24 protein-coding genes, 1 pseudogene and 1 riboswitch are annotated in these 19,912 nt (G+C 71.4%); of the genes and pseudogenes, 10 read left to right on the forward strand and 15 right to left on the reverse strand.

Annotated features, from left to right (window positions below; translation table 11 throughout):
- Position 1: 1 nt before the first annotated feature.
- A riboswitch (cobalamin riboswitch) is annotated at positions 2-146 on the forward strand.
- 117 nt (positions 147-263) lie between these two features.
- A complete protein-coding gene (cobN, locus tag ACZ38L_RS12000) occupies positions 264-3,896 on the forward strand; it encodes a cobaltochelatase subunit CobN (protein WP_465691816.1) in 3,633 nt (1,210 codons plus the stop codon).
- A gap of 77 nt (positions 3,897-3,973) precedes the next feature.
- Here the strand turns inward: cobN and ACZ38L_RS12005 are convergent, their stop codons facing one another.
- Positions 3,974-5,134, reverse strand: coding sequence for a GDSL-type esterase/lipase family protein (locus ACZ38L_RS12005; protein ID WP_465691818.1), 1,161 nt, complete (start codon positions 5,132-5,134; stop codon positions 3,974-3,976).
- 80 nt (positions 5,135-5,214) lie between these two features.
- Between ACZ38L_RS12005 and ACZ38L_RS12010 the strand changes: the two genes are divergently transcribed.
- Complete coding sequence (locus ACZ38L_RS12010) at positions 5,215-5,856, forward strand: class I SAM-dependent methyltransferase (protein WP_465691820.1); 642 nt, start codon at positions 5,215-5,217, stop codon at positions 5,854-5,856.
- Positions 5,857-5,890: 34 nt separating this feature from the next.
- Here the strand turns inward: ACZ38L_RS12010 and ACZ38L_RS12015 are convergent, their stop codons facing one another.
- The 6 genes from ACZ38L_RS12015 to ACZ38L_RS12040 form a co-directional block, all read right to left on the reverse strand.
- Positions 5,891-6,253: an ArsR/SmtB family transcription factor gene (locus ACZ38L_RS12015; RefSeq protein WP_465691822.1), complete on the reverse strand. Its 363-nt coding sequence runs from the start codon at positions 6,251-6,253 to the stop codon at positions 5,891-5,893.
- An 82-nt stretch (positions 6,254-6,335) separates the two neighbouring features.
- Positions 6,336-7,070, reverse strand: a complete 735-nt coding sequence (locus ACZ38L_RS12020) for an anti-sigma factor family protein (protein WP_465691824.1) — start codon at positions 7,068-7,070, stop codon at positions 6,336-6,338.
- The gene (locus ACZ38L_RS12025) at positions 7,067-7,624 is read right to left on the reverse strand and encodes a sigma-70 family RNA polymerase sigma factor (protein ID WP_396559112.1); all 558 of its coding nucleotides are present in this window, start codon (positions 7,622-7,624) and stop codon (positions 7,067-7,069) included. Before ACZ38L_RS12025 ends, ACZ38L_RS12020 begins: the two co-directional genes overlap by 4 nt.
- A 25-nt stretch (positions 7,625-7,649) precedes the next feature.
- On the reverse strand, positions 7,650-8,189 hold the full coding sequence (locus tag ACZ38L_RS12030) for a hypothetical protein (RefSeq protein ID WP_465691826.1): 540 nt from the start codon (positions 8,187-8,189) through the stop codon (positions 7,650-7,652).
- 124 nt (positions 8,190-8,313) lie between these two features.
- Entirely contained in the window at positions 8,314-8,502 is a 189-nt protein-coding gene (locus ACZ38L_RS12035; protein ID WP_465691828.1) for a DUF397 domain-containing protein, read from the reverse strand.
- Positions 8,499-9,317, reverse strand: a complete 819-nt coding sequence (locus ACZ38L_RS12040) for a helix-turn-helix domain-containing protein (protein ID WP_465691830.1) — start codon at positions 9,315-9,317, stop codon at positions 8,499-8,501. The genes ACZ38L_RS12035 and ACZ38L_RS12040 overlap by 4 nt, the downstream gene beginning before the upstream one ends.
- A 130-nt stretch (positions 9,318-9,447) precedes the next feature.
- On the opposite strand from ACZ38L_RS12040, the gene ACZ38L_RS12045 reads away from it, so the two are divergent.
- The 5 genes and pseudogenes from ACZ38L_RS12045 to ACZ38L_RS12065 all read left to right on the forward strand — a co-directional run bounded on the left by ACZ38L_RS12045 (position 9,448) and on the right by ACZ38L_RS12065 (position 11,582).
- Positions 9,448-9,681: a hypothetical protein gene (locus ACZ38L_RS12045; RefSeq protein WP_465691832.1), complete on the forward strand. Its 234-nt coding sequence runs from the start codon at positions 9,448-9,450 to the stop codon at positions 9,679-9,681.
- Positions 9,668-9,982 (forward strand): hypothetical protein, encoded by a 315-nt coding sequence (locus tag ACZ38L_RS12050; RefSeq protein WP_465691834.1) that lies wholly within the window; start codon positions 9,668-9,670, stop codon positions 9,980-9,982. Before ACZ38L_RS12045 ends, ACZ38L_RS12050 begins: the two co-directional genes overlap by 14 nt.
- Entirely contained in the window at positions 9,979-10,221 is a 243-nt protein-coding gene (locus tag ACZ38L_RS12055) for a hypothetical protein (RefSeq protein ID WP_465691836.1), read from the forward strand. Before ACZ38L_RS12050 ends, ACZ38L_RS12055 begins: the two co-directional genes overlap by 4 nt.
- A gap of 163 nt (positions 10,222-10,384) precedes the next feature.
- Positions 10,385-10,851, forward strand: a pseudogene (locus ACZ38L_RS12060) (IS5 family transposase); the annotation flags it as partial.
- A 224-nt stretch (positions 10,852-11,075) separates the two neighbouring features.
- Entirely contained in the window at positions 11,076-11,582 is a 507-nt protein-coding gene (locus ACZ38L_RS12065; protein WP_465691838.1) for a DUF6624 domain-containing protein, read from the forward strand.
- Here the strand turns inward: ACZ38L_RS12065 and ACZ38L_RS12070 are convergent.
- The 5 genes from ACZ38L_RS12070 to ACZ38L_RS12090 all read right to left on the reverse strand — a co-directional run bounded on the left by ACZ38L_RS12070 (position 11,564) and on the right by ACZ38L_RS12090 (position 15,426).
- Positions 11,564-12,598 (reverse strand): ATP-grasp domain-containing protein, encoded by a 1,035-nt coding sequence (locus ACZ38L_RS12070; protein ID WP_465691840.1) that lies wholly within the window; start codon positions 12,596-12,598, stop codon positions 11,564-11,566. The two genes, ACZ38L_RS12065 and ACZ38L_RS12070, sit on opposite strands and share 19 nt — an antisense overlap.
- Complete coding sequence (locus tag ACZ38L_RS12075) at positions 12,550-13,680, reverse strand: diiron oxygenase (RefSeq protein ID WP_465691842.1); 1,131 nt, start codon at positions 13,678-13,680, stop codon at positions 12,550-12,552. Before ACZ38L_RS12075 ends, ACZ38L_RS12070 begins: the two co-directional genes overlap by 49 nt.
- Positions 13,681-13,915: 235 nt before the next feature.
- Entirely contained in the window at positions 13,916-14,230 is a 315-nt protein-coding gene (locus tag ACZ38L_RS12080) for a helix-turn-helix domain-containing protein (RefSeq protein WP_465691844.1), read from the reverse strand.
- Positions 14,231-14,530: 300 nt separating this feature from the next.
- On the reverse strand, positions 14,531-14,719 hold the full coding sequence (locus tag ACZ38L_RS12085; RefSeq protein ID WP_465691846.1) for a hypothetical protein: 189 nt from the start codon (positions 14,717-14,719) through the stop codon (positions 14,531-14,533).
- The gene (locus tag ACZ38L_RS12090; protein WP_465691848.1) at positions 14,716-15,426 is read right to left on the reverse strand and encodes a CTP synthase C-terminal region-related (seleno)protein; all 711 of its coding nucleotides are present in this window, start codon (positions 15,424-15,426) and stop codon (positions 14,716-14,718) included. Before ACZ38L_RS12090 ends, ACZ38L_RS12085 begins: the two co-directional genes overlap by 4 nt.
- A gap of 76 nt (positions 15,427-15,502) precedes the next feature.
- Here ACZ38L_RS12090 and ACZ38L_RS12095 point away from each other — a divergent pair, with 76 nt between their 5' ends.
- Positions 15,503-16,414, forward strand: coding sequence for a LysR family transcriptional regulator (locus ACZ38L_RS12095; protein ID WP_465691850.1), 912 nt, complete (start codon positions 15,503-15,505; stop codon positions 16,412-16,414).
- 148 nt (positions 16,415-16,562) lie between these two features.
- Positions 16,563-17,000, forward strand: a complete 438-nt coding sequence (locus tag ACZ38L_RS12100) for an RICIN domain-containing protein (protein WP_465691852.1) — start codon at positions 16,563-16,565, stop codon at positions 16,998-17,000.
- Between the two features lie 51 nt (positions 17,001-17,051).
- On the opposite strand, the gene ACZ38L_RS12105 is transcribed toward ACZ38L_RS12100, so the two are convergent.
- Positions 17,052-17,378 (reverse strand): hypothetical protein, encoded by a 327-nt coding sequence (locus ACZ38L_RS12105; RefSeq protein ID WP_465691853.1) that lies wholly within the window; start codon positions 17,376-17,378, stop codon positions 17,052-17,054.
- A gap of 134 nt (positions 17,379-17,512) precedes the next feature.
- Complete coding sequence (locus ACZ38L_RS12110) at positions 17,513-18,724, reverse strand: FAD-dependent oxidoreductase (RefSeq protein WP_465691855.1); 1,212 nt, start codon at positions 18,722-18,724, stop codon at positions 17,513-17,515.
- A 252-nt stretch (positions 18,725-18,976) separates the two neighbouring features.
- Between ACZ38L_RS12110 and ACZ38L_RS12115 the strand changes: the two genes are divergently transcribed.
- Positions 18,977-19,420, forward strand: a complete 444-nt coding sequence (locus tag ACZ38L_RS12115; RefSeq protein WP_465691857.1) for a MarR family winged helix-turn-helix transcriptional regulator — start codon at positions 18,977-18,979, stop codon at positions 19,418-19,420.
- 76 nt (positions 19,421-19,496) lie between these two features.
- Here the strand turns inward: ACZ38L_RS12115 and ACZ38L_RS12120 are convergent, their stop codons facing one another.
- The gene (locus ACZ38L_RS12120) at positions 19,497-19,718 is read right to left on the reverse strand and encodes a type II toxin-antitoxin system HicB family antitoxin (RefSeq protein ID WP_465691859.1); all 222 of its coding nucleotides are present in this window, start codon (positions 19,716-19,718) and stop codon (positions 19,497-19,499) included.
- Positions 19,719-19,912: the final 194 nt, after the last annotated feature.

A 19,912-nucleotide genomic window follows, 5' to 3' on the forward strand; every position in this document is an offset into this window, starting at 1 on the left:
GTCGCCGGGCGGGCCGGCTGGTTCGCCCTCGCCAGCGACGGCGCAAAGGGGAGGAAACCGGTGTGAAACCGGTGCGGTCCCGCCACTGTGACCGCGGCTCACCGGCCGCGGGAGCCAGGAACTCCTGCCGTCCGTGATTCTTACGGGGCGCGGACCCCGAGGAAGGCTAGCCGTATGCGCTGCCCTGCCCTGCCCGTTCCCGAGGGCCTGCCCGTTCCCGGCGCCCTGCCCCTCCCCACCATCCGCCGTGGGAGGGCCGCCGCGTGATCCTGCTGCTCTCCACCTCCGACACCGACCTGCTCTCCGCCCGCGCCAGCACCGGCCCGGTCGGCTACCGCCTCGGCAACCCCGCCCGGCTCACCCCCGAGGACCTGCCCGCCCTGCTGGAGGGCACCGACCTGGTGGTGGTCCGCTTGCTCGGCGGCCGTCGCGCCTGGCAGGAGGGGCTGGACGCGCTCCTCGCCGGCCCCCGCCCGGTGATCGTGCTGAGCGGTGAACAGGCGCCGGACGCCCAGCTGATGGAGCTCTCCACCGTCCCGGCCGGCCTGGCCGCCGAGGCGCACGCCTACCTGGCGCACGGCGGCCCGGCCAACCTGGCCGAGCTGGCCGCCTTCCTCTCCGACACCGTGCTGCTCACCGGCCACGGCTTCGCCGCCCCCGCCTCCGCGCCCGACTGGGGCCCGCTGGAGCGCACCGCGCGCCGCGCCGAGGGCCCGCGGGTCGCGGTGCTCTACTACCGCGCCCACCACATGAGCGGCAACACCGCCTTCGTGGACACCCTCTGCGCGGCGATCGAGGACGCCGGTGGCCAGGCGCTGCCGTACTACTGCTCCTCGCTGCGCGGCGCCCCGGCCGAGCTGCTGGCCGAACTCGGCCGCGCCGACGCCATCGTGACCACCGTACTGGCCGCCGGCGGCACCCGCCCGGCGGACGCCTCGGCCGGCGGCGACGAGGAGGCCTGGGACGCCGGCGCGCTCGCCGCGCTGGACCGGCCCATCCTGCAGGCGCTCTGCCTGACCTGGCCGCGCGCCACCTGGGAGGGCAGCGACGACGGGCTGTCCCCGCTGGACACCGCGACCCAGGTGGCGGTGCCGGAGTTCGACGGTCGGCTGATCACCGTGCCGTTCTCCTTCAAGGAGCTGGACGAGGACGGCCTGACCGTCTACGTCGCCGACCCCGAGCGCGCCGCCCGGGTCGCCGGGATCGCCGTCCGGCACGCCCGGCTGCGCCACATCCCGCCCGCCGAGCGGCGGTTGGCGCTGGTGCTGTCCGCCTACCCGACCAAGCACGCCCGGGTCGGCAACGCGGTCGGCCTGGACACCCCCGCCAGCGCGGCCCGACTGCTGCGCCGACTGCGTGCCGAGGGCTGGGACATCGGCCCCGAGGACGGCCCGGACGCACTGCCCGGCCTGGTCCCCGCGGAGGGCGAGCACGAGGGCGACGCGCTGATCCGGGCCCTGATCGACGCCGGCGGCTACGACCAGGACTGGCTCACCGAGGACCAGCTGGCCCGCAACCCGGTGCGGATCCCGGCCGCCGACTACCGCCGCTGGTACGCCAAGCTGCCCGCGGGCCTGCGCGCCGACGTCGAGGAGCACTGGGGTCCGCCGCCCGGCGAGCTCTACCTGGACCGCAGCCAGAACCCCGACGGTGACCTCGTGCTCGCCGCGCTGTGGGCCGGCAACCTGCTGGTGCTGGTCCAGCCGCCGCGCGGCTTCGGCGCCAACCCGGTGGCCATCTACCACGACCCCGACCTGCCGCCCTCGCACCACTACCTGGCCGCCTACCGCTGGATCGGGGCGGCCCGCGAGGACGGCGGCTTCGGCGCGGACGCCATCGTCCACCTGGGCAAGCACGGCAACCTGGAGTGGCTGCCCGGCAAGACCGCCGCGCTCTCCGCCGACTGCGGCCCGGACGCTGCGCTCGGCGACCTGCCGCTGATCTACCCGTTCCTGGTCAACGACCCGGGCGAGGGCACCCAGGCCAAGCGCCGCGCGCACGCCACCCTGGTCGACCACCTGGTGCCGCCGATGGCCCGCGCCGACTCCTACGGCGACATCGCCCGCCTGGAGCAACTCCTCGACGAGCACGCCAACATCGCCGCGATGGACCCGGCCAAGCTGCCGGCCGTCCGGGCCCAGATCTGGACCCTGATCCAGGCCGCCCGGCTGGACCACGACCTCGGCCTGGACGAACGCCCCGAGGACGACGGCTTCGACGACTTCCTGCTGCACGTCGACGGCTGGCTGTGCGAGGTGAAGGACGCCCAGATCCGGGACGGTCTGCACGTGTTGGGCCAGGCGCCGAGTGGCCCGGACCGGGTCAACCTGGTGCTGGCCATCCTGCGCGCCCGCCAGGTCTGGGGCGGCGTGCGGGCGTTGCCCGGCCTGCGGGAGGCGCTCGGCCTGGACGAGGCCGCGCTCACCCTCGGCGCCACCGACCAGGCCGAGGCGCGGGCCCGGGAGTTGGTCGAGGCGATGGAGGCCGAGGGCTGGGCGCCCGAGGCGGTGGCGAAGGTCGCTGCCGGGCTGCCGGACGCGGTGGCCGAGGTACTGGACTTCGCGGCCCGCCAGGTGGTTCCCCGACTCGCCGCCACCTCCGACGAGTTGGACGCCGTGGTGCACGCGCTGACCGGTGGCTTCGTGCCGGCCGGCCCGTCCGGTTCGCCGCTGCGCGGGCTGGTCAACGTGCTGCCGACCGGCCGCAACTTCTACTCGGTGGACCCGAAGGCGGTGCCCAGCCGGCTCGCCTGGGAGACCGGGCAGGCGCTGGCCGCCTCGCTCGTCGAGCGCTACCAGGCGGACAACGACGGCGAGTTCCCGCCCTCGGTCGGCCTCTCGCTCTGGGGTACCAGCGCGATGCGCACGGCCGGCGACGACATCGCCGAGGCCTTCGCACTGCTCGGCATCCGGCCGGTCTGGGACGACGCCTCGCGCCGGGTCACCGGCCTGGAGCCCATACCGCTGGAGGAGTTGGGCCGCCCGCGGATCGACGTGACGCTGCGCATCTCCGGCTTCTTCCGGGACGCCTTCCCGCACGTGATCGCGCTGCTGGACGACGCCGTCCGGCTGGCGGCGGCGCAGCGGGAGGCGGACACCGAGAACTTCGTCCGGGCCCACGTGCAGGCCGACCTGGCCGAGCACGGTGACGAACGCCGGGCCACCGTCCGGGTGTTCGGCTCCCGCCCGGGCACCTACGGCGCCGGGCTGTTGCAGCTGATCGACAGCCGGGACTGGCGGACGGACGCGGACCTCGCCGAGGTCTACACGGTCTGGGGCGGCTACGCCTACGGCCGCGGCCTGGACGGCCGACCGGCCCGCGAGGAGATGGAGACCGCGTACCGGCGGATCACCGTCGCGGCGAAGAACACCGACACCCGCGAACACGACATCGCCGACTCGGACGACTACTTCCAGTACCACGGCGGCATGGTGGCCACCGTCCGGGCGCTCACCGGCTCCTCCCCCGCCGCCTACATCGGCGACTCCACCCGGCCGGAGGCGGTCCGCACCCGCACCCTCACCGAGGAGGCGGCCCGGGTCTTCCGGGCCCGGGTGGTCAACCCGCGCTGGCTGGAGGCGATGCGGCGGCACGGGTACAAGGGCGCCTTCGAGATGGCCGCCACGGTGGACTACCTGTTCGGCTACGACGCCACCACGGGCGTGGTGGCGGACTGGATGTACGAGCGGCTGACCCAGGAGTACGTGCTCGACCCGGTCAACCGCGAGTTCCTCACCAGCGCCAACCCCTGGGCCCTGCACGGGATCAGCGAGCGCCTGCTGGAGGCCGCCGACCGCGGCCTGTGGGCCGAGCCGGACCCGGCCCTGCTGGACGAGCTGCGCGCCGCTTTCCTGGCCGCCGAGGGCGACCTGGAGGACGACGGCACCGAGGGCTGATCCCCCCGACGGCCGTGGGCCGGCCGGGCGTCGAACGCCCGGCCGGCCCCTGCTCGTCGACGCGACCCGGCGACCGCTCAGCCGCCGGCGACCGCGAACGGACCGCCGGCCCCGAAGACGATCTCGGCGAAGCGCTCGCCGATCCGGCGGTGGCCGGCGGGGTCCGGGTGGAGCTGGTCGGGCAGCGGCAGCTCGGCGAAGTCGGCCTCGCCGTAGAGCGAACGGCCGTCCAGGTAGTGCAGGTTCGGGTCCTCGGCCGCCCGCTGCGCGGTGATCCGGGCGAGCTCGTCCCGGATCACGTTGAGCGTCAGCCGCGAGCGGTCCGACGGGTCACCGAGGGCCCGGAAGCTCAGTCGCCGGCCGTCGAAGTCCGGCGCGATGGGGCCCGGGGTGTCCTCCTGGATGGGACAGAGGACGGGCGAGACGACCAGCAGCGGCGTGCCGGGGTGCCCCTCGCGGATGGTGTCGAGGAAGCCGTGGATCGCCGGCGCGAAGGCGCGCAGCCGCATCAGGTCGGCGTTGACCAGGTTGATGCCGATCTTGACGCTGATCAGGTCCGCGGGGGTGTCCCGCATCGCGCGCGCGACGAACGGGTCGAGCAGGGCGTTGCCGCCCAACCCCAGGTTGGTCAGCTCCACGCCACCCCGGGCGGCGGCCAGCGCCGGCCAGGTCGCGGTCGGGCTGTCGGCGTTGGAGCCGTGGCTGATCGAACTGCCGTGGTGCAACCACACCTTGCGACCGCGGTCGGGCGCGTCCTCGACCGGGGCGTCGGTGCGCAGCGCGATCAACTCGGTGATCTCGGTGTGCGGCAGCCAGATCTCGACGTCCTTCACGCCGGCGGGCAGCCCGGCGAACCGGGCGGTGCCGGGCGGGCCGGGACGGGTGACCGCGGACCAGCTGGCCATGTCGACGGTCTGCAGGTTGCCGCCGGCCACGCTGGCCCGACCGGCCGGCCTGCCGTCGACCACCAGGTCGTACACGCCGTCCGGCCGGGTCGGGCCGCCCTGGTAGGCCGTCTTCGTGGCGAGCACGTCCAGCTCGACGGCGGTGGCCCGGGTGCGGAAGGCCAACCGCACGCCCGAGGGCTGCGCCTCGACCATGGCCAGGTACCCGTCGGGGAACTGCCGCCGGGCCCAGCCGGGCAGCCGGTGCGGCAGCACACCGCGCGCGGTGCGTTCCACGTCGAGGGCGCCACGCAGCAGGCGCGGTTCGATGGGTGTGGTGATCCAGTCTGTCACCTGGGCAGCCTGCCAGCCGGCCGCCCGATCCGCACACGGTTTTCCCCCGGCACCGGGCCCGCCGGTGCCAAGCTGGGGGCATGGCTACGACTGGGGATCACGGACGGGTGCGGGTCAGCTACGACACCGTGGCGGAGGAGTACCAGGGGCGGATCGCGGGCGAGTTGACGTACAAGGTGGTGGACCGCGCGCTGCTCGGGGCAGTGGTCGAGGAGGCCGCCGGCGGGGTGGTGGCGGACCTGGGCTGCGGGCCGGGGCACGTGACGGGGTGGTTGGCGGGGCGCGGGGTGAAGGCGGTGGGGATCGACCTGTCGCCGGGGATGGTGGAGGTCGCGCGGCGGCGGCATCCGGAGGTGGAGTTCCGGGAGGGGGACCTGCTGCGGTTGCCCGCGGCGGACGGGGAGTTCACCGCGGCGGTGGCGCTCTACTCGGTGATCCACCTCGAACCCGCCGAGCTGCTGCCCGCGTTCCACGAGATGCGGCGGGTGCTGCGGCCCTCCGGCAGCCTGCTGGTCTCGTTCCACCTCGGCACCGAGGTCCGGCGGCTGTCCGAGTGGTGGGGGCACCCGGTGGACGTGGACTTCCGCTTCCTGGACGTCGAGGCCGTCGCCCGGCTGCTGGCGGCCGCCGGGTTCACCGTGCGGGCGCGGCTGGAGCGGGTCAACTACCCGCAGGAGGTGGAAACCCGGCGCGGGTACCTGTTGGCCCGGCGGACCGGGTGAGCACGGTCCGCCCGGTGCTGTGACGCGTCGCGCCTCAGTCGTGCGGCGGCAGCCCGCCGAGCCGGTGGTCGGCGACGTTGAACGCCTCCTCGACCAGGTGGCGCAGGTGCCCGTGCCGCAGCGCGTAGACCACCCGGCGGCCCTCCTTGCGGGTGGCGACCAGTCCGGCCAGCCGCAGCTTCGCCAGGTGCTGGCTGACTGAGGGCCGGGCGGCGCCACAGGCCTCGGTCAGCGTGCTGACGTCCGCCTCGCCCACCACCAGGCGCTGCAACAGCGCGAGCCGGGTCCGGTCGGCCAGCAGCCCGAGCACCTCGACGGCCACGTCCAGCCGTTCCCGGGGGTCGATCCGCAGCGTGGGGTGTTCCGCCGGCTCCGCCCTCTGCACATGTGCGGTCATACGCACAGCTTACGGGCGCGGTTGCCACCGCCGGGCGCGGCCGCGGGCGGGCCGGTCCGCACGGCCGACCCGCCCGCCACGCTCACGCCACCGGGATGGAGACCAGCACCGAGTTGGTCGCCAGGTCCCGCACCTCGAAGTGGTTGATCTCCCCGGGGTGGTAGCCCGTACCGCCCGAGGTGTCCAGCTCGGTGACCGGCTGCGCACCGTAGCCGGCCGGGGAGATCTGCCAGCTGGTGACGGTCTGCGGCGCGCCGCCGTTGGCCGGCACGGCGAGCAGCGAGCAGTTCCGCGGCCCGGTCACCCCGGTCAGCCTGAGGTTGATCGCACTGCCCCAGCCCTCGCCGGTCACCCCGACGGAGGCCCGGATCCCGTCCGCGCCGGTCGCCGAGTACCAGACTGCGGCACTCGCGCTCTGGTGCGCACCGGAGTCGATCACCGTCGCGGTCACCGCCGGCCCGCCGACGATCAGCACCGCCGCGGCCGCCACCAGCGCCAGCCGCCGAGCCCGCTGCCGCCGCCGGGCGCCGCGGACCTCGGCCAGCGTCCGTGCCAGCAGCCGTGGGCTCGGGCCGGCGAGCACGGCGCTGGGCACGGCGTCCGGTGCGGTGCCCAGCAGGCCGCCCGGCACCTGGGCGGCGGCGGCGAACTCGGCCAGCATCGGTTCCAGGCCGCCCAGCTCCGCGACCTCGGTGGCGCAGCGCGGGCAGCCGGCGAGGTGCTCCTCGAACGCCGTCCGGTCCGCCTCGCCGAGCAGGCCGAGGACGTACGCACCGGCGTCCAGGTGCCGGTCCTGCGGATCCCGGGGCGCGGTCACGACGTCACTCCTCGTTCTTCCAGGGCGAGCTTCAACGAGCGGAGCGCGTAGAAGACCCGCGACTTCACCGTCCCCTCCGGAATGCCCAGTTCGGCCGCCGCCTCGCTCACCGTACGGCCCTTGAGATAGGTCTCCACGATGACCTCCCGATGCGCCGTGGAGAGCGCACCCAGCGCGTCGGAGACGGTCATCAGCCGCAGGGCGCGATCGAGTTCGTCCTCGGCGGGAAGCAACTCCAGTGGCGCCGCGTCGGTTTCGGGCGGCCGGGCGGCGCTGCGCCGGTGGTTGTCGATCACGATCCGACGGGCCACGGTGACCAGCCACGGGCGGACCGAGCCGGCCGCCACGTCGAGCCGGTCGGCGTGCCGCCAGGCGCGGACCAGGGTCTCCTGGACCACGTCCTCGGCGCGCTGGCGGTCGCCACCGACCAGGTGCAGGACGAAGCCGAAGAGCGGCCCGGCGTGCTCGCGGTAGAGCGCCCGCATCAGCTCCTCGTCGCTGCCGGCGTCGGCGCCGTGACGACGGTGATCGGTCACAGGGCCATCCTGGCGCACCCGTGCCTCCCGTGCGAGGTAGCCATCAGTAGGCGCCGTAGCCGCCGGCGCTCGACGGGCTGGGGCTCATCGAGGCGGCGTGGCCCGCCATGGCCATCGCCTTGCCGCCGGTCGGGGTGCTGGCGAACCAGCTGCCGCCGACGCCCTGGCCCTTGGTGTCGCCGAGGGCGGTGTCGGAGGCGAAGCGGTAGAGCGGCCAACCGTTGAGGGTGAGCTGCTTGGTGCCGTCGGCCCGGGTGATCGTGCCGAGCAGGGCGGAGTCGACGCCGGTGGCGGTGACCTGGCCGGCGGGGGCGGCTTCGGGGGGCCAGATCGTGGCGCACGAACCGGAACAGTTGGAGGTCGGCGGGTGCGCCGAGTCCCTGTCGAAGCGGTAGAGCGTGTGGCCGGTGCCGTCGGCGACGACCTGGCCGAGGGTGGGGTCGTTCACCACCTGAAGCGTCGTGCCGGCGGCCGACGGCGCGACGGACGGCACCGGGGACGGGGAGGCGGGGGCGTCCGGCGAGGCGGACGCCCCGGAGGAGGATCCGCACGCGGTCGCCAGGGCCAGCACTGCGGTGGCCACGGCCACCGCCTTCCCCGTTCGGCTGATGGTGATCATGGATGATGCCCCCAACACGGTCGGCTGTGGCGGCGGGCTCGCCGCGCTCACCGAGAGGTACGCGCCGTGCGGGAGGGGTGTTCAAAGGTCAAACAAGATCTTTCTTGACGCTCGCGATGAAGTCCGCGAACGCTTCGGCGCTGAAGACCAGCACGGGCCCGTCGGGATCCTTGGAATCACGGACCGGGACCACGCCGGCGAGACCGTCCGCGATCTCGATGCAGTTGCCACCATTGGTGCCGCTGTAACTGCTCTTGCGCCACGACGCGTTGGTCATCTCAGCTCCTTCATAGCGGCAGCAATCAGGTCGATCGACGCAGCATGCGGGAGTGCGTCGCCCATCAAGAGATCATAGACACGCCCGGCCGTCTCAACCCCAGCTGGATCCCCCACGATGTGCCCCTGCAAGAAGCCATCCACGAAAACCACACCCGGCCCCTCGTCGAGTGTGAGGGCGGAGAACGCGCCATCCATTCCTGCGTGCAATCCAGCACTGAGAGGCAGGATCTGAATCACGGTGCGTGGCTCCTCAGCGGCGTCGATGAGGTGCTGAAGCTGCGCACGCTGGATCTCCGAAGTGCCCATCGGACGCCGCAGGATGATCTCGTCCAAGACCACCCACAGTTCCGGCCGGTCAGGTCGCTCCAGGATCTTCTGCCGTTGAAGACGCGCCACCACCCGCTCTTCCACAACCTCGCGGTCAAGCCGACTCGCAGCCAGCACAGCGCGGGCGTACTCCTCGGTCTGCAACAGACCGGGTACCACCTGCATCTCGAAGTTCCGAATGACCCTCGCCGCTTCCTCGAGATCCACGAACGGACGGAACCACGCCGGATACGCGTACTTGATCACCAGAGGCCACAGCCGCCGGAAGTGATCCCCCGTCCCGAGCATCGCGTCGGCGACCTCCGACAGGTCCTCGCTCGGCAGCCGCACCCCGGCCTCGATCTTGTTCAGCAGTGACGGTGCCATCAACGCCCGCTTCGCCATCGCCCGCTGGGTGATCCCAGCCTCCTCGCGCTTCCGGCGCAGGTCCGTCGCGTAGAACGCCATGATCGATGACGTCGGGTCAAGAAGGTCCGCAAGAGCCATGATTGAGCCCCCTACTGGTTGACCAGGGGCATTTCAAGCCCCAACCCAGCCAATCGTAGCGTCGCTGAGCAACCCGTGGAGTACACACAGTGATGAACGCTTCCACCCCCTTCCCCAGAACGGACTCCCGATGCCGTCGCCCCTCTCCCGGCACATCGCCGCCGCGCGTCGCGAAGCGACCGAGGCGCTCGCCGAGTTGACCGCCTCGCTCACCCTCGCGGAGGTCACCCTCCCCTCCACCGGCATCGACCGGCACTCGCCGTTCACCGGCACCGTCCTCGTCGAACTCGGCGCCGCCCGGCCCGACGTGGTGAAGCGCCTGGCGGCCGTGGTCCGCGCGGGGGTCGAGCGTGTTCAGGACTGAGGATGCCGACGAGCGACGGGTCCGCGAACACCTCCGGGAGGCCGCCCAGGCCGCTCAGGCCCTCGAGGACGCCCTGGACCTCCACCGGATCCCCCCGCTCGTCTCCCTCGCCGCCCGCCGGGTCTCCAGCACGTCTGCCGGAGCGCATGTGGAGCTGGGCGGGTGCGGCGCTCGGACGGCCCTGGCGATCGCCGACTGCCTCACCGCACATGCCCGTTGCCTCAGCCGCATCATCCCGGGCACGGCCCTGCCCGCTGGGCTGGCCGCACTGCCCCCTGTGCGATGGGAACTGAACCCGTGACATCCCTCCCACCCGACTCCCCGCCCCCGCCCGCCGGCTCGATCGTGGTCGACCTCTCCACCGAGGCGCTCGCCGTCGTGATGGATCACCTCGACGGCCTCCTCTACCTCCGCCGACCGGGCGGCGGCCCGGAGTGGACCCGCACCCCACGGCAGGTCCGCCCCGCCGACCGTCGTGAACAACTCCGAGCCCGGGTGGCCCGCCTGACCCGAGAGGCCCAGCAGTCCTCCCCCGGATGAACCGGCCCACGCCCCTTTCGGTCGGATCATCACCGGCTGTGGCACTGCGCGTGGCTTCACGGCAGCGGAAAGGGCTGACGGCTTCAACCGTCAGCCCCTGGCGCGGCTAGGGTCCGTCCGGCGGATCTTGTGACTGTCTGACGGTCGGATCGTTGCTCTGGTCGTGGGGCGGGGAGATCTGACCAAGGACGAGTGGGTGCGGCTGGAGCCGCATTTGCCGAAGACCGGTGGCCGCGACGGGCGTTGGTGCGACCACCGGCAGGTGATCAACGGGATTCTGTTCCGGGTCCGCACGGGAGTGCCCTGGCGCGATCTGCCCGAGCGGTTCGGGAGCTGGAAGACCGTCTACGAGCGCGATCGGCGCTGGTCCGCAGACGGGACTTGGGACGGGATCTTCCAGGCCGTCCTGGCCGATGCCGATGCTCAGGGGCGAGTGGACTGGAGCATGGTGAGCGTCGACTCAACGTCGTGCCGCGCCCACCAGCACGCGGCCGGAGCTCCGCGCAGAACGCCACGGGTCCCGAAAAAAGATCAATGCCTCGGCAGCACCGCCCCGACGAGGGACTCGGACGCTCCCGGGGCGGCCTGACGAGCAAGGTCCATCTGGCAGGGGAAGGCTGCTGTCGGCCCGCCTGGAGCACTTCCGCGCCGTCGCGACGCGCTACGACAAGCGCGCCTACATCTTCCATGGGACTGTCTGCGCTGCTTCGATCCGGCTCTGGCTCCGCGGATAGATCAAGTATCCCAACATCCGGACGTGTCTGCCACCGTCCCTTGGGAGGATATTTTGTCGTGATTTGCACACCTAAGGTTGCGGATGACCAGTGAGAACTTCGATCTGACTTGGAGTAGGGATGCCATCCGACGTTGCCGTAGTGGCCAGGGAGCTCACCGCCATGCTCGCGGCAGATCACCAGGCCGCGCGCCAGGCGAACAGCGAGGACCCGGCAGAGCAGTTGACGTGGCGCCGCATGACCGCGCAGCATGCGGATCGCCTCAACAAGATCATGGACGCGCACGGGTGGCCGACCGCGGAACTGGTCGGTGAGGATGCGGCCCGGGCTGCGTGGCTGATCGCGCAGCACGCCGACCGGCAGCTCGACGTTCAGCGGCGCGCGCTGCGGCTGATGGAGCAGGCGGTGTCCACGGGCTCTGCCAGCCCGCGTGATCTGGCCTTTCTGCGTGATCGCACCCTTGTGAATGAAGGGCAGAAGCAGCTCTACGGCACGCAGATCGCCGGAGTGAAGGACGGCTCGCCGATCCCGTGGCCCTGTGAGGATCCCGAGCGCATGGACGAGCGTCGGGCAGAAGTTGGCATCCCGCCGTTCGCCGAGTACGTCGCTCAGTTCTCGCCGGCCTGACTCGCTCCGGGTATCCGGCGGATCAGGCTCACGCCTGATCCGCCGGACAGACCCCAGGCGTCCGGAAGGACCTCGACGAGCGCGCCGCGCCGGTCGAGCTCGAGGACGTGCTCCCTGTCCCGCGCGAGCGCCTCGGCGTCCGCGTTGGCGAGAACGACACGGCCGTACGAGGTGATCAGATCGATCGTCTTCTCGATCCGGTCCCCCGGCACCTGGGCGCAGGTGTCGAAGAGATAGCTGCCGAGTTCTCCGCAGGTCTTCCGCACGCGGTTCGCCGTGACCAGACCCGCCGTCGGTGCGGACAGGAAGCACTCGACGACGCCCTTCCGCAGCGACGGCCGCACGCTGGTCCGGTGCAGGAACTCGCTCGGCGCCACGCGCGATGCCAGGGTCAGGTCGATCAGGGAATGAGTGGACGACTGATCGACGAGCTTCGCGCCCAGGCCCCCGTGCATACGGGCACCCGTCTCGATCAGAACCGGTCCGTTCTCGGTGAGGATGAGCTCGCTGTGGCCGGGCCCGTTCTCGATCCCCAACGCGGAGCGAACCTGCTCCCCATAGGCCACGATGTCCGGGTGGTCGCCGACGTCCACGGCCGACATCGCCCGGTAAACGGGGTTCCCGTCGACCGTCTCCTTCGTGTAGCGGAACATGTTGACGATGAAGTGCGAACCGTCGAGGGACACCGAGTCGACCACGAACTCGGGCCCGACGAGGCGTTCCTGGACCAGGACCTCGGTGATGAGCTCGCCGGCGAGGTCGAGTCGCCCGAACAGCCGCTCACATGCGGCACGCACCTCGTCCAGGTCCGAGCAGAAGTACACGCCGTCCGTGGCGAACGACTTGACCGGCTTCACGACGCACTCGGCCAGTCCACTCCCGGCACACCACCCGACGATGGACTCCGTGTCGGACGCCCTGTGGTGCGGGATGTACCGGACGCCCGCGTCGCGCAGCCGACCCTGCATCAGGAACTTGTCCCGCCTGACCTCGGACGACCCCGTGTTCGGGCGCATTCCCCAGTGGGAGGCCAGCAGGTCGAACGCCTCCACGCCCCCGCAGCGTGACGTGTTGGCCGGGCACGGCGGTCGGTAGCGGCGAGCCGCCGGGCGCACGGGTGAGCCAGTACTGGGTGACCGTCGGTGTCAGGGCGCGGGCAGCCTGGACGGTTGCCGCGTTCATGCGACCAACCCCGTTTCCTGGAAGACCTCGAGGGCGGCACCGCGCTCGCCCCCGCCTCGATGAAGTACTGGAGGGTGGGCGCGGCGCTGCGGCGTATGTCGCTCACGACCTTGTCGCGGGTGTAGACGTCGCTCAGGACCTGTTCCACCTCGTTGCCCGTCAGACCGGCGGCCCGCAGCCCCGGAGCCGCGCTCGTGTAGTCCGGCTCCAGGAACGCGTAGATCAGCCGCGGGACGTACGGTCCCGCCATCGCCCGCTCCTTCGGCGTCATCGCGGGCCACAGGTGGCGGAGCAGCGTCGAGAAGTAGGAGTGGTGCTTGGCCTCGTCGACCGCGTGATCGGCCACCATGTCGCGAACACCTTCGGGGAGCCGCTTGTCCTTGGGCAGTTCGTCGAGGATCGACGAGATGAGCGTCTCGCTGACGATGGCGAAGAGCATCTCGGCCAGGCCGCGGATCTGACTCGGCAGCTCCTCGTGGATCCTCGCCAGCTCGGCGGTGAAGGTCGGCGTCTCCGGGAGGGCCGGAGCGATCTGGGTGCGGTCGCGGACCACGCGCAGATCGAGTCCGGACATGCCACGGCTGATGTGCCCGGTGACCGGGATGACCGCGCTCTGCTCCAGGTCGATCGTGAACTTGAGGTACTCGTAGAGACGGTGGACCAGCACGGTCTCACGGATGTGGGGTTCGGCCTGCTCCAGGATCGGATGTGACAGGGCGGGCACGAGTTCGGGACTGAAGAAGAGTTCGCCGGTGTCATCCAGCTCCCGGGTCGGGCTGTTTCGGACCGTGGCAACCCGTTCCCAGGTACGGAAGCGGCTGCGGTAGCCGGAGTCAACGATCGCCTGGTCGAGGCGATTCCTGTGACTGCGGGCGAGAACGTTTCTGTTCGCCGTGCTCGCGAATTGCAGTGCCATGCTTTAAACCTTCGCATGACTGCTCGGGTCGTCGTGTGACGTCCGCTCGATGAAACGGGATACCGTCATCGGTATACAAACCCGTCAAGAGGCAGAATTTTGCCGCTGCGTGGAACGTCCGGTTCGCGGGGTTTGTGGATCGCCCGGCAGGGCGACCGGCGGAAAATTACCGCTCATCCGGGTCGCGCCGCGGGCGGCAAAATCTTGCCGCCCGCGTTCGGGTCGGGACGTTGTATTAGTTGTGGCCCACAACACCGTCGAGTGCGCGGCTGTAGAGGACCATGCGCTCATCGGGTCCCAATTCCAGCGCCCGGGAGAGCCTGCCCGATATGTCACCGGAGAGCGAGATGTCGTCCCCGGCCTCGAGGCTGCGGTACCAGCGCTCGCTCACGCCGATGCGTGCGGCGACCTCCTTCTGCGGAACCGCCTTTTCCCGTCGCGACTTGGTGCCCGCATCGACTCGCCAAGCGCGCAGGAGTTGACACAGTTCCATGGCCGGAAGAGTGGATTCGGGCACGAACGCGTGATTGCGAAGGTCAATTGTCTCCATCAGTACTACATTCCCCTCGTCAGATGACAGACGCGCGACTTGGCGTCGAGTGCAGGTTGTCGGTGACCGTTCGTCGGCCCGCTCCCACCACTGCCTACGGCATGCGACAGGTACCCCAGGGTCCCGCACGGGCGCCTGAGGCCTACTGTCATCCTGTCAATCTCTGGACGGCAAAACGGAAGTTGCGCAGAACGCTGCCACCAGGAGCGCGAGTCGCCCAGCGGCACCCCGCCGGCACGGATCGCCCGGACTGCCGAAGTGAACCGGGAGGCACGGTCTTCGGCGGTATCTGATGGCCGGTCAGTTCATTTCTCGAGCGGCTCTCCGGTCGGATCGGGTGGGTGCCGCGGAGCCGACGCGCTCCGCGCTGAGCGCGGCCTCCGGGAAGGTGGCGAGCGGGCTGCTGGCGCGGGCTTCGGGCACGGTGCACGCGCGCAGCCAGGCGCGAACGGGGGTGCTCGCCCGGTCCAGCAGGGTACACAGGCTCATCGGGTACTGGCGTGGTCGGCGGCGGCTGCGGCCAGACCGGTGATCAGCGGGTGGACCCGGGTGCCGTCACCATCCAGTTCGGGCTGGAAGAGGGTGGCCAGGAAGAAGGGGTGGGTGGGCAGTTCGGCGATGCGGACCCCACCGGATTCGTCGGTACCCGTGAAGGCCAGGCCGTGTCCGCGCAGAACGTCCAGGTGGTGCGCGTTGGGCCCGTAGCTGCAGTGGTAACGCGCCTGCATGCGGTCCGCGCCGAGCAGCCGGGCGGCCCGGGAACCGGGGGCCACCTTGACGGCGCCCTCATGGCCGACCAGCGAGCAGGCCAGCGGGACGATCACGGCGTCATCGTCGGCGGTCGCCGGGTCGTTCTCGGCGTGGCCGGCGCGGTCGAGGCCGCAGACGTTGCGGGCGAACTCCAGCAACGCGTGCTGGAAGCCGCCGCAGGTGCCCAGGAAGGGGATGCGGCTCTCGCGCGCCATGCGGATCGCCGACAGGACACCGTCCTCGCTGCGGTAGGGGCTGCCGGGCAGGGCCCAGATCGCGTCGAAGCCGCCGAGGCCCTGGTCGGCGTCCTCGGTGGGGATCCAGTAGGCGTCCAGGTCCAGTCCCTCGCGCACACGCAGCGCCTCGAGCAGACCGGGGATGCGGGCGTGGGAGCGGATGGCGTCGGAACGGTCCCCGACCAGAGCGATACGTGCGGTGCAGTTCATGGCAGCCATCCTGCTGACCATCGCGCATCAGGTCCAACGCTGTTTTCTGGATCGTGCATAAGCAATACTGATGCAGGTGAATCCGCATCTGCTGCGCACCTTCGTGGCGGTCCTCGAGCACCGCTCCTTCTCGACCGCCGCTTCGGCGCTCGGCTACACCCAGTCCGCCGTCTCCCAGCACGTCGCCGCGCTCGAGGCTGACCTGGACACCCGACTGATCGAACGCCGGCCCGTGGCTCCCACACCGGCCGGAGCACGACTGATGGAGCACGCCCCCGCCCTGCTGCTGCTCCTGGACGCCGCCCGCGCCGACATCGCACGGCTGCACCCCACCCGCCCCACCCGGCTGGTCCTCGCCCACACGCCCGCCGCCCTCGGCCCTGCCGTCGCGCAGGCCCTTGCCCACCTGCACACCACCACCCACCCTCTGGACCTCGAGGTGCGGGCCCTCGGCTGGGAAGCGGTGGTCGAGAACGTACTCACCGGGCGCGCCGACGTCGGCCTCGTCGACGGCGCCGCCGCCCCCAGCGACCCGCTCCCACTGCCGAATCTCGGCCCCACCACCACGCTCGCCGCGGCCGAGGAGCCCCTGGCCGTGCTCTTGCCCCGCAGCCATCCGCTGGCCGGGCGTGGCTCGGCACGCCTGACCGACCTCACGCAAGCCCACTGGATCGATGCCCCCGACACCGCGATCCCCCTCGACCGACTGCGCGCCGTCTGCCGTGCCGACGGATTCCGCCCCCGCATTCGCCACCGCGGGACCGATCTGCACGGCCTCGCCGCACTGGCCGCCGCCGGCCACGGCCTCGCCGCACTCCCCCTGTCGCTTGCCGCCGCTCTTCCCGGCATCGCGGCCGTCCCGGTCTCGGAGCCCCGCCTGGTCCACCGGACGGAGCTCATCCACCCCGCCAGCCCCACCGACGCCGCCCGGCAGTTGGCCGACATCGTGACCAGTCGTCAGGTTCCGACGGACGATGTCCGGCCCTGACGGACCGGAGGCCGTCGGCCGGCGGCAGTCCGGTGGACAGCCGGCCGGTCCACTCCCGGGTGAAGCTCAACGGAAAAGCCACCCCTGGCGCCACCCCTGGCGTACTCTCCGCTGTGGCTTGAACACGTAAAGAGATCGGAGCGACGCCATGTCCGATGCGATCATCCCGGACGGCCTGTACACCATCGGTTTCCCGGACTGCCCGAGCTACCTCACCGCGATGGCCTCGGATCGACCGGCGGTCCTGCTGCCCCTGGAACCCGACCTCTACCGCCAGCAGCAGTGGACCGTCCGGCGTGAGCAGCCGTCGGGGGCGTACGTCCTCCACAACCGGGCCACCGCCACCTACCTGCGGGCCGACGAGGCCGCGACGAACCAGAAGGTCGTCTGCGCCGCCCTGCCGACGGCCTGGCGGATCTCAGGCGACGAGGACAAGTACGTGATCACCTTCGACGCCGACGAGCAGGGCGACCAGGAGGGCCAGGCGCTCACCCTGGGCATGGCCCTCGAACGGATCTACCCCCCGATGGTGGCCCTGCAGCCCGCGCTCGACCCCCAGCCCTGGGCCGTCATCCCGATCGGCTAGGCCCCCGGGGCCCCACCGGTACCGTGGGGCCCTCCCTCCGTCCCAGGGGCCTCAGGGGGTGAGCCACACGCTGTCGAAGTAGTAGTCCGGATCGTCCCGCCCGGGCCGCAGCACGCCGACCAGGTCCCCGGTGCAGTAGGGCCCGCTGTACAGCTGGGCCTCATGGGCGGTGCCGTTGTAGGTGTAGCCGTCCCCACGGGCGTTGTAGCAGTCGTTGCCGTGCGGGTTGTCGAAGTCCCAGTAGTCCCCGCCCTCGGGCTCCGTGCTGTATTCGAAGACGGGGATGGTGTCGGCCCGGGCGACGCCCGTGGGCATCGCGAGGACCAGCAGGGCGCCTGCGGTGGCGGTGGCGGCGCGAAGCGTGTGTCGGGTGCGCATGATCTCCTCGGCTCAGTCATTAATCGGATAAGCAGAAAACTGACGAACCTCAGAGCCATTGCCCCGACGCCACCCGGGATCGCGCCCCGCGCCGGAACATCACCCGACCGAACCACTGCCCGGGAACACCGGGTTCAGCGGGCGAGAGGCGTGACGGGCTCGTCGAAGTCGATGTGGTGACCCTGTAGCCACATCATCGAGTTCCCGTCGTCCTTCGCGGCGCGCCCGAACATGATCGGCAGCATCAGGTCCCGGATGACGCGGGCGATCGGGCCGGCGGCCTTGGAGTTGGAGCTCCGGTGGCCGTGCTTGACGATCTTCTCGACGCGTTCGCGGCGCAGTGCTTCGAACGTCGCGAACGCGGAGCGCGCGTCGGGGCAGTCGCGCAGGCACTTCGCGAGGACCACCGCGTCCTCCAGGGCCATCGAGGCGCCCTGGCCGGCCGACGGCGCGGTGGCGTGCGCGGCGTCACCGATGATGATCATGTTCCGGTCGTTGTGCCAGCGCTCGACGACGGGCATGTCGTAGGTCGCCCAGCCGAGCAACGGCCCGGGCGCGGCATCGATGATCTCGTGGGCCGGCCCGACGTCACCGCGCATCAGCTCGTGCAGCCAGCGCCGCCACTCGGCGTCGGACTTGCCCGAGAGCACCCCGCGCTCGGGCTCGCGGGCCATCGGCGGGTTGGCGAACCACAGGGTGCCGCCGTCCGGGGTCGGCATCCAGGCGAAGAAACAGCGCGTGCCGAACTGCATCCGGAACTCCTTGGGCGGAACCTCGACGGTGAAGTCCGGGATGTACCCGCCGACGTTGAGCACCGGCACGTAGCGGGGCCGTGGGGCCCGCGGGTCGATGATCGTGCGCACCGGGGAGTGGATGCCGTCGCAGCCGACCAGCAGGTCTCCGGTCGCGGTGGTGCCGTCGGCGAAACGGGCCCGCACGCCGCTGCCGACCGAGGTCGCCTCCACGAGTTGCTTGCCGTAGGTGACCCGGGCACCGCGCTCGCGGGCGAGTCCGCCCAGGGCCGCGTACAGGCCGGCGCGCGGCATCACCAGCGACTCCTGGCCGTCGGGCCGACGGGCGGCCATGGGCATCCGCCCGAGCAGCCTGCCCTTGCCGTTGACGAAGCTGATGGCGTCGTTCGGGTGGCCGAGCTTCTCGACCGGCCCGGCCGCGTCGATGGCGCGGAGTGCGTCCATGCCGTTGGCCTGGAAGGTCAGCCACGAGCCGCGCTGTTCGGCTCCGGCCGGGTCACGTTCGAAGATGCTCGACTCGATGCCGACGCGTTCCAGGGCCATCGAGAGCACGGGGCCGGCGACTCCGGCTCCGACGATCAGTACGTGGGTCATGTGAACTCCTAGAGTGAGATCGAACCGATGAACGGCATTTCGGAGTTCTGGGGCCCGGGCGCGGAGGTCATATGGTGACCCCGCCTGCGCCGGACGTCGCTCCTTGACTCGCGGCCTCGCCGGGCGTCGGACTACCGGAACACTCGCCGATCAGATAGCTTGATAATCAAGCTATCTCGAGTATGGAAAGTGGTCACTCGATTGTCAAGCGACTCCGCTCCCGCTGTCTCCACCGCCCAGGTGGGGGAGGCCGTGTCGAACTATCAGGCTGCCGTGGACGATTTCGACCGGGAGGTCGCGCGGCTGCTGGGCGTGAACGAGACCGACCTGCGCTGCCTGGAGATCCTGATCAGGGAGGAGCCCGAGCCCGTGACCCCGCGACTGCTGGCCGACCGGCTCGGCCTGACCACCGGGAGCGTGACCGCCATGCTCGACCGGCTCGAGAGGATCGGCTACCTCACCCGCACCGCTCACCCCACCGACAAGCGCCGGCTGATCGTGCGCGCCACCGAGACGGTCCGGAGCCGGGCGTTCGAGCTGCTGACACCGCTGATCGAAGACGGAGAGCAGGTGTTGAGGGCGCACTACAGCGCCGCCGAACTCGACCTGTTCAGCGAGTTCCTCGTCCGCATCGCCGAGGTGCAGACGGCCCACACCCGCCGACTGCGCGACCGCACGCCGTTCCCCCGGGGATGACCGACGGCAGGCCGACCGGCCGGAACGGGGAGCGCGCCACCGGCTCCCGACGGAGTCGGCGGGCCCGGCCCGCGCGTCACTCCCGGTCCGGGACCTCGACCTGCACCAGGCCGGTCATCACCGGCGCCTGCTCCGGGGCGCGGGTGCCGTCCTCGTAGTAGAGCTCCAGGGCCTCGGTGATCATCGCCTGGGCCTGCTCGACGGTGGTCCCCTCGGTGGCGCAGCCGGTGACCGGTTCCCGGGCGACCCAGACGCCGTCCTCGAAGGTGTAGGTGACGGCCATGGTCACGAACGGCATTGCGGCTCTCCTTAGCAGTCGCCCCCGCAGTTCTGTATACGACACCGCGACCGGGTTCTCCTGTCCAGGAACAGGCCGAGGGGGGGGGGGGGGGGGGGGGTGGTGGCCCTCGGTTCCCCTCCGCGGGGGGGGGGAACAAAAGATTCCCGGGGGGCAAGGGACCGGGTGATACCAACAAGAAGGGGGGCGTGTTA

Source organism: Kitasatospora sp. NPDC024654, from assembly GCF_055559155.1.

What these genes read in the sequence shown, in the direction of transcription:
- ACZ38L_RS12110 (WP_465691855.1), bottom strand. Translation starts at nt 18,724, where the DNA reads ATGACCCACGTACTGATCGTCGGAGCCGGAGTCGCCGGCCCCGTGCTC.
- ACZ38L_RS12080 (WP_465691844.1), bottom strand. Translation starts at nt 14,230, where the DNA reads ATGGAGACAATTGACCTTCGCAATCACGCGTTCGTGCCCGAATCCACT.
- ACZ38L_RS12065 (WP_465691838.1), top strand. Translation starts at nt 11,076, where the DNA reads ATGCCATCCGACGTTGCCGTAGTGGCCAGGGAGCTCACCGCCATGCTC.
- ACZ38L_RS12120 (WP_465691859.1), bottom strand. Translation starts at nt 19,718, where the DNA reads ATGCCGTTCGTGACCATGGCCGTCACCTACACCTTCGAGGACGGCGTC.
- ACZ38L_RS12100 (WP_465691852.1), top strand. Translation starts at nt 16,563, where the DNA reads ATGTCCGATGCGATCATCCCGGACGGCCTGTACACCATCGGTTTCCCG.
- ACZ38L_RS12015 (WP_465691822.1), bottom strand. Translation starts at nt 6,253, where the DNA reads ATGACCGCACATGTGCAGAGGGCGGAGCCGGCGGAACACCCCACGCTG.
- ACZ38L_RS12070 (WP_465691840.1), bottom strand. Translation starts at nt 12,598, where the DNA reads ATGCGCCCGAACACGGGGTCGTCCGAGGTCAGGCGGGACAAGTTCCTG.
- ACZ38L_RS12040 (WP_465691830.1), bottom strand. Translation starts at nt 9,317, where the DNA reads ATGGCTCTTGCGGACCTTCTTGACCCGACGTCATCGATCATGGCGTTC.
- ACZ38L_RS12090 (WP_465691848.1), bottom strand. Translation starts at nt 15,426, where the DNA reads ATGAACTGCACCGCACGTATCGCTCTGGTCGGGGACCGTTCCGACGCC.
- ACZ38L_RS12105 (WP_465691853.1), bottom strand. Translation starts at nt 17,378, where the DNA reads ATGCGCACCCGACACACGCTTCGCGCCGCCACCGCCACCGCAGGCGCC.
- ACZ38L_RS12085 (WP_465691846.1), bottom strand. Translation starts at nt 14,719, where the DNA reads ATGAGCCTGTGTACCCTGCTGGACCGGGCGAGCACCCCCGTTCGCGCC.
- ACZ38L_RS12075 (WP_465691842.1), bottom strand. Translation starts at nt 13,680, where the DNA reads ATGGCACTGCAATTCGCGAGCACGGCGAACAGAAACGTTCTCGCCCGC.
- ACZ38L_RS12010 (WP_465691820.1), top strand. Translation starts at nt 5,215, where the DNA reads ATGGCTACGACTGGGGATCACGGACGGGTGCGGGTCAGCTACGACACC.
- ACZ38L_RS12035 (WP_465691828.1), bottom strand. Translation starts at nt 8,502, where the DNA reads ATGACCAACGCGTCGTGGCGCAAGAGCAGTTACAGCGGCACCAATGGT.
- ACZ38L_RS12045 (WP_465691832.1), top strand. Translation starts at nt 9,448, where the DNA reads ATGCCGTCGCCCCTCTCCCGGCACATCGCCGCCGCGCGTCGCGAAGCG.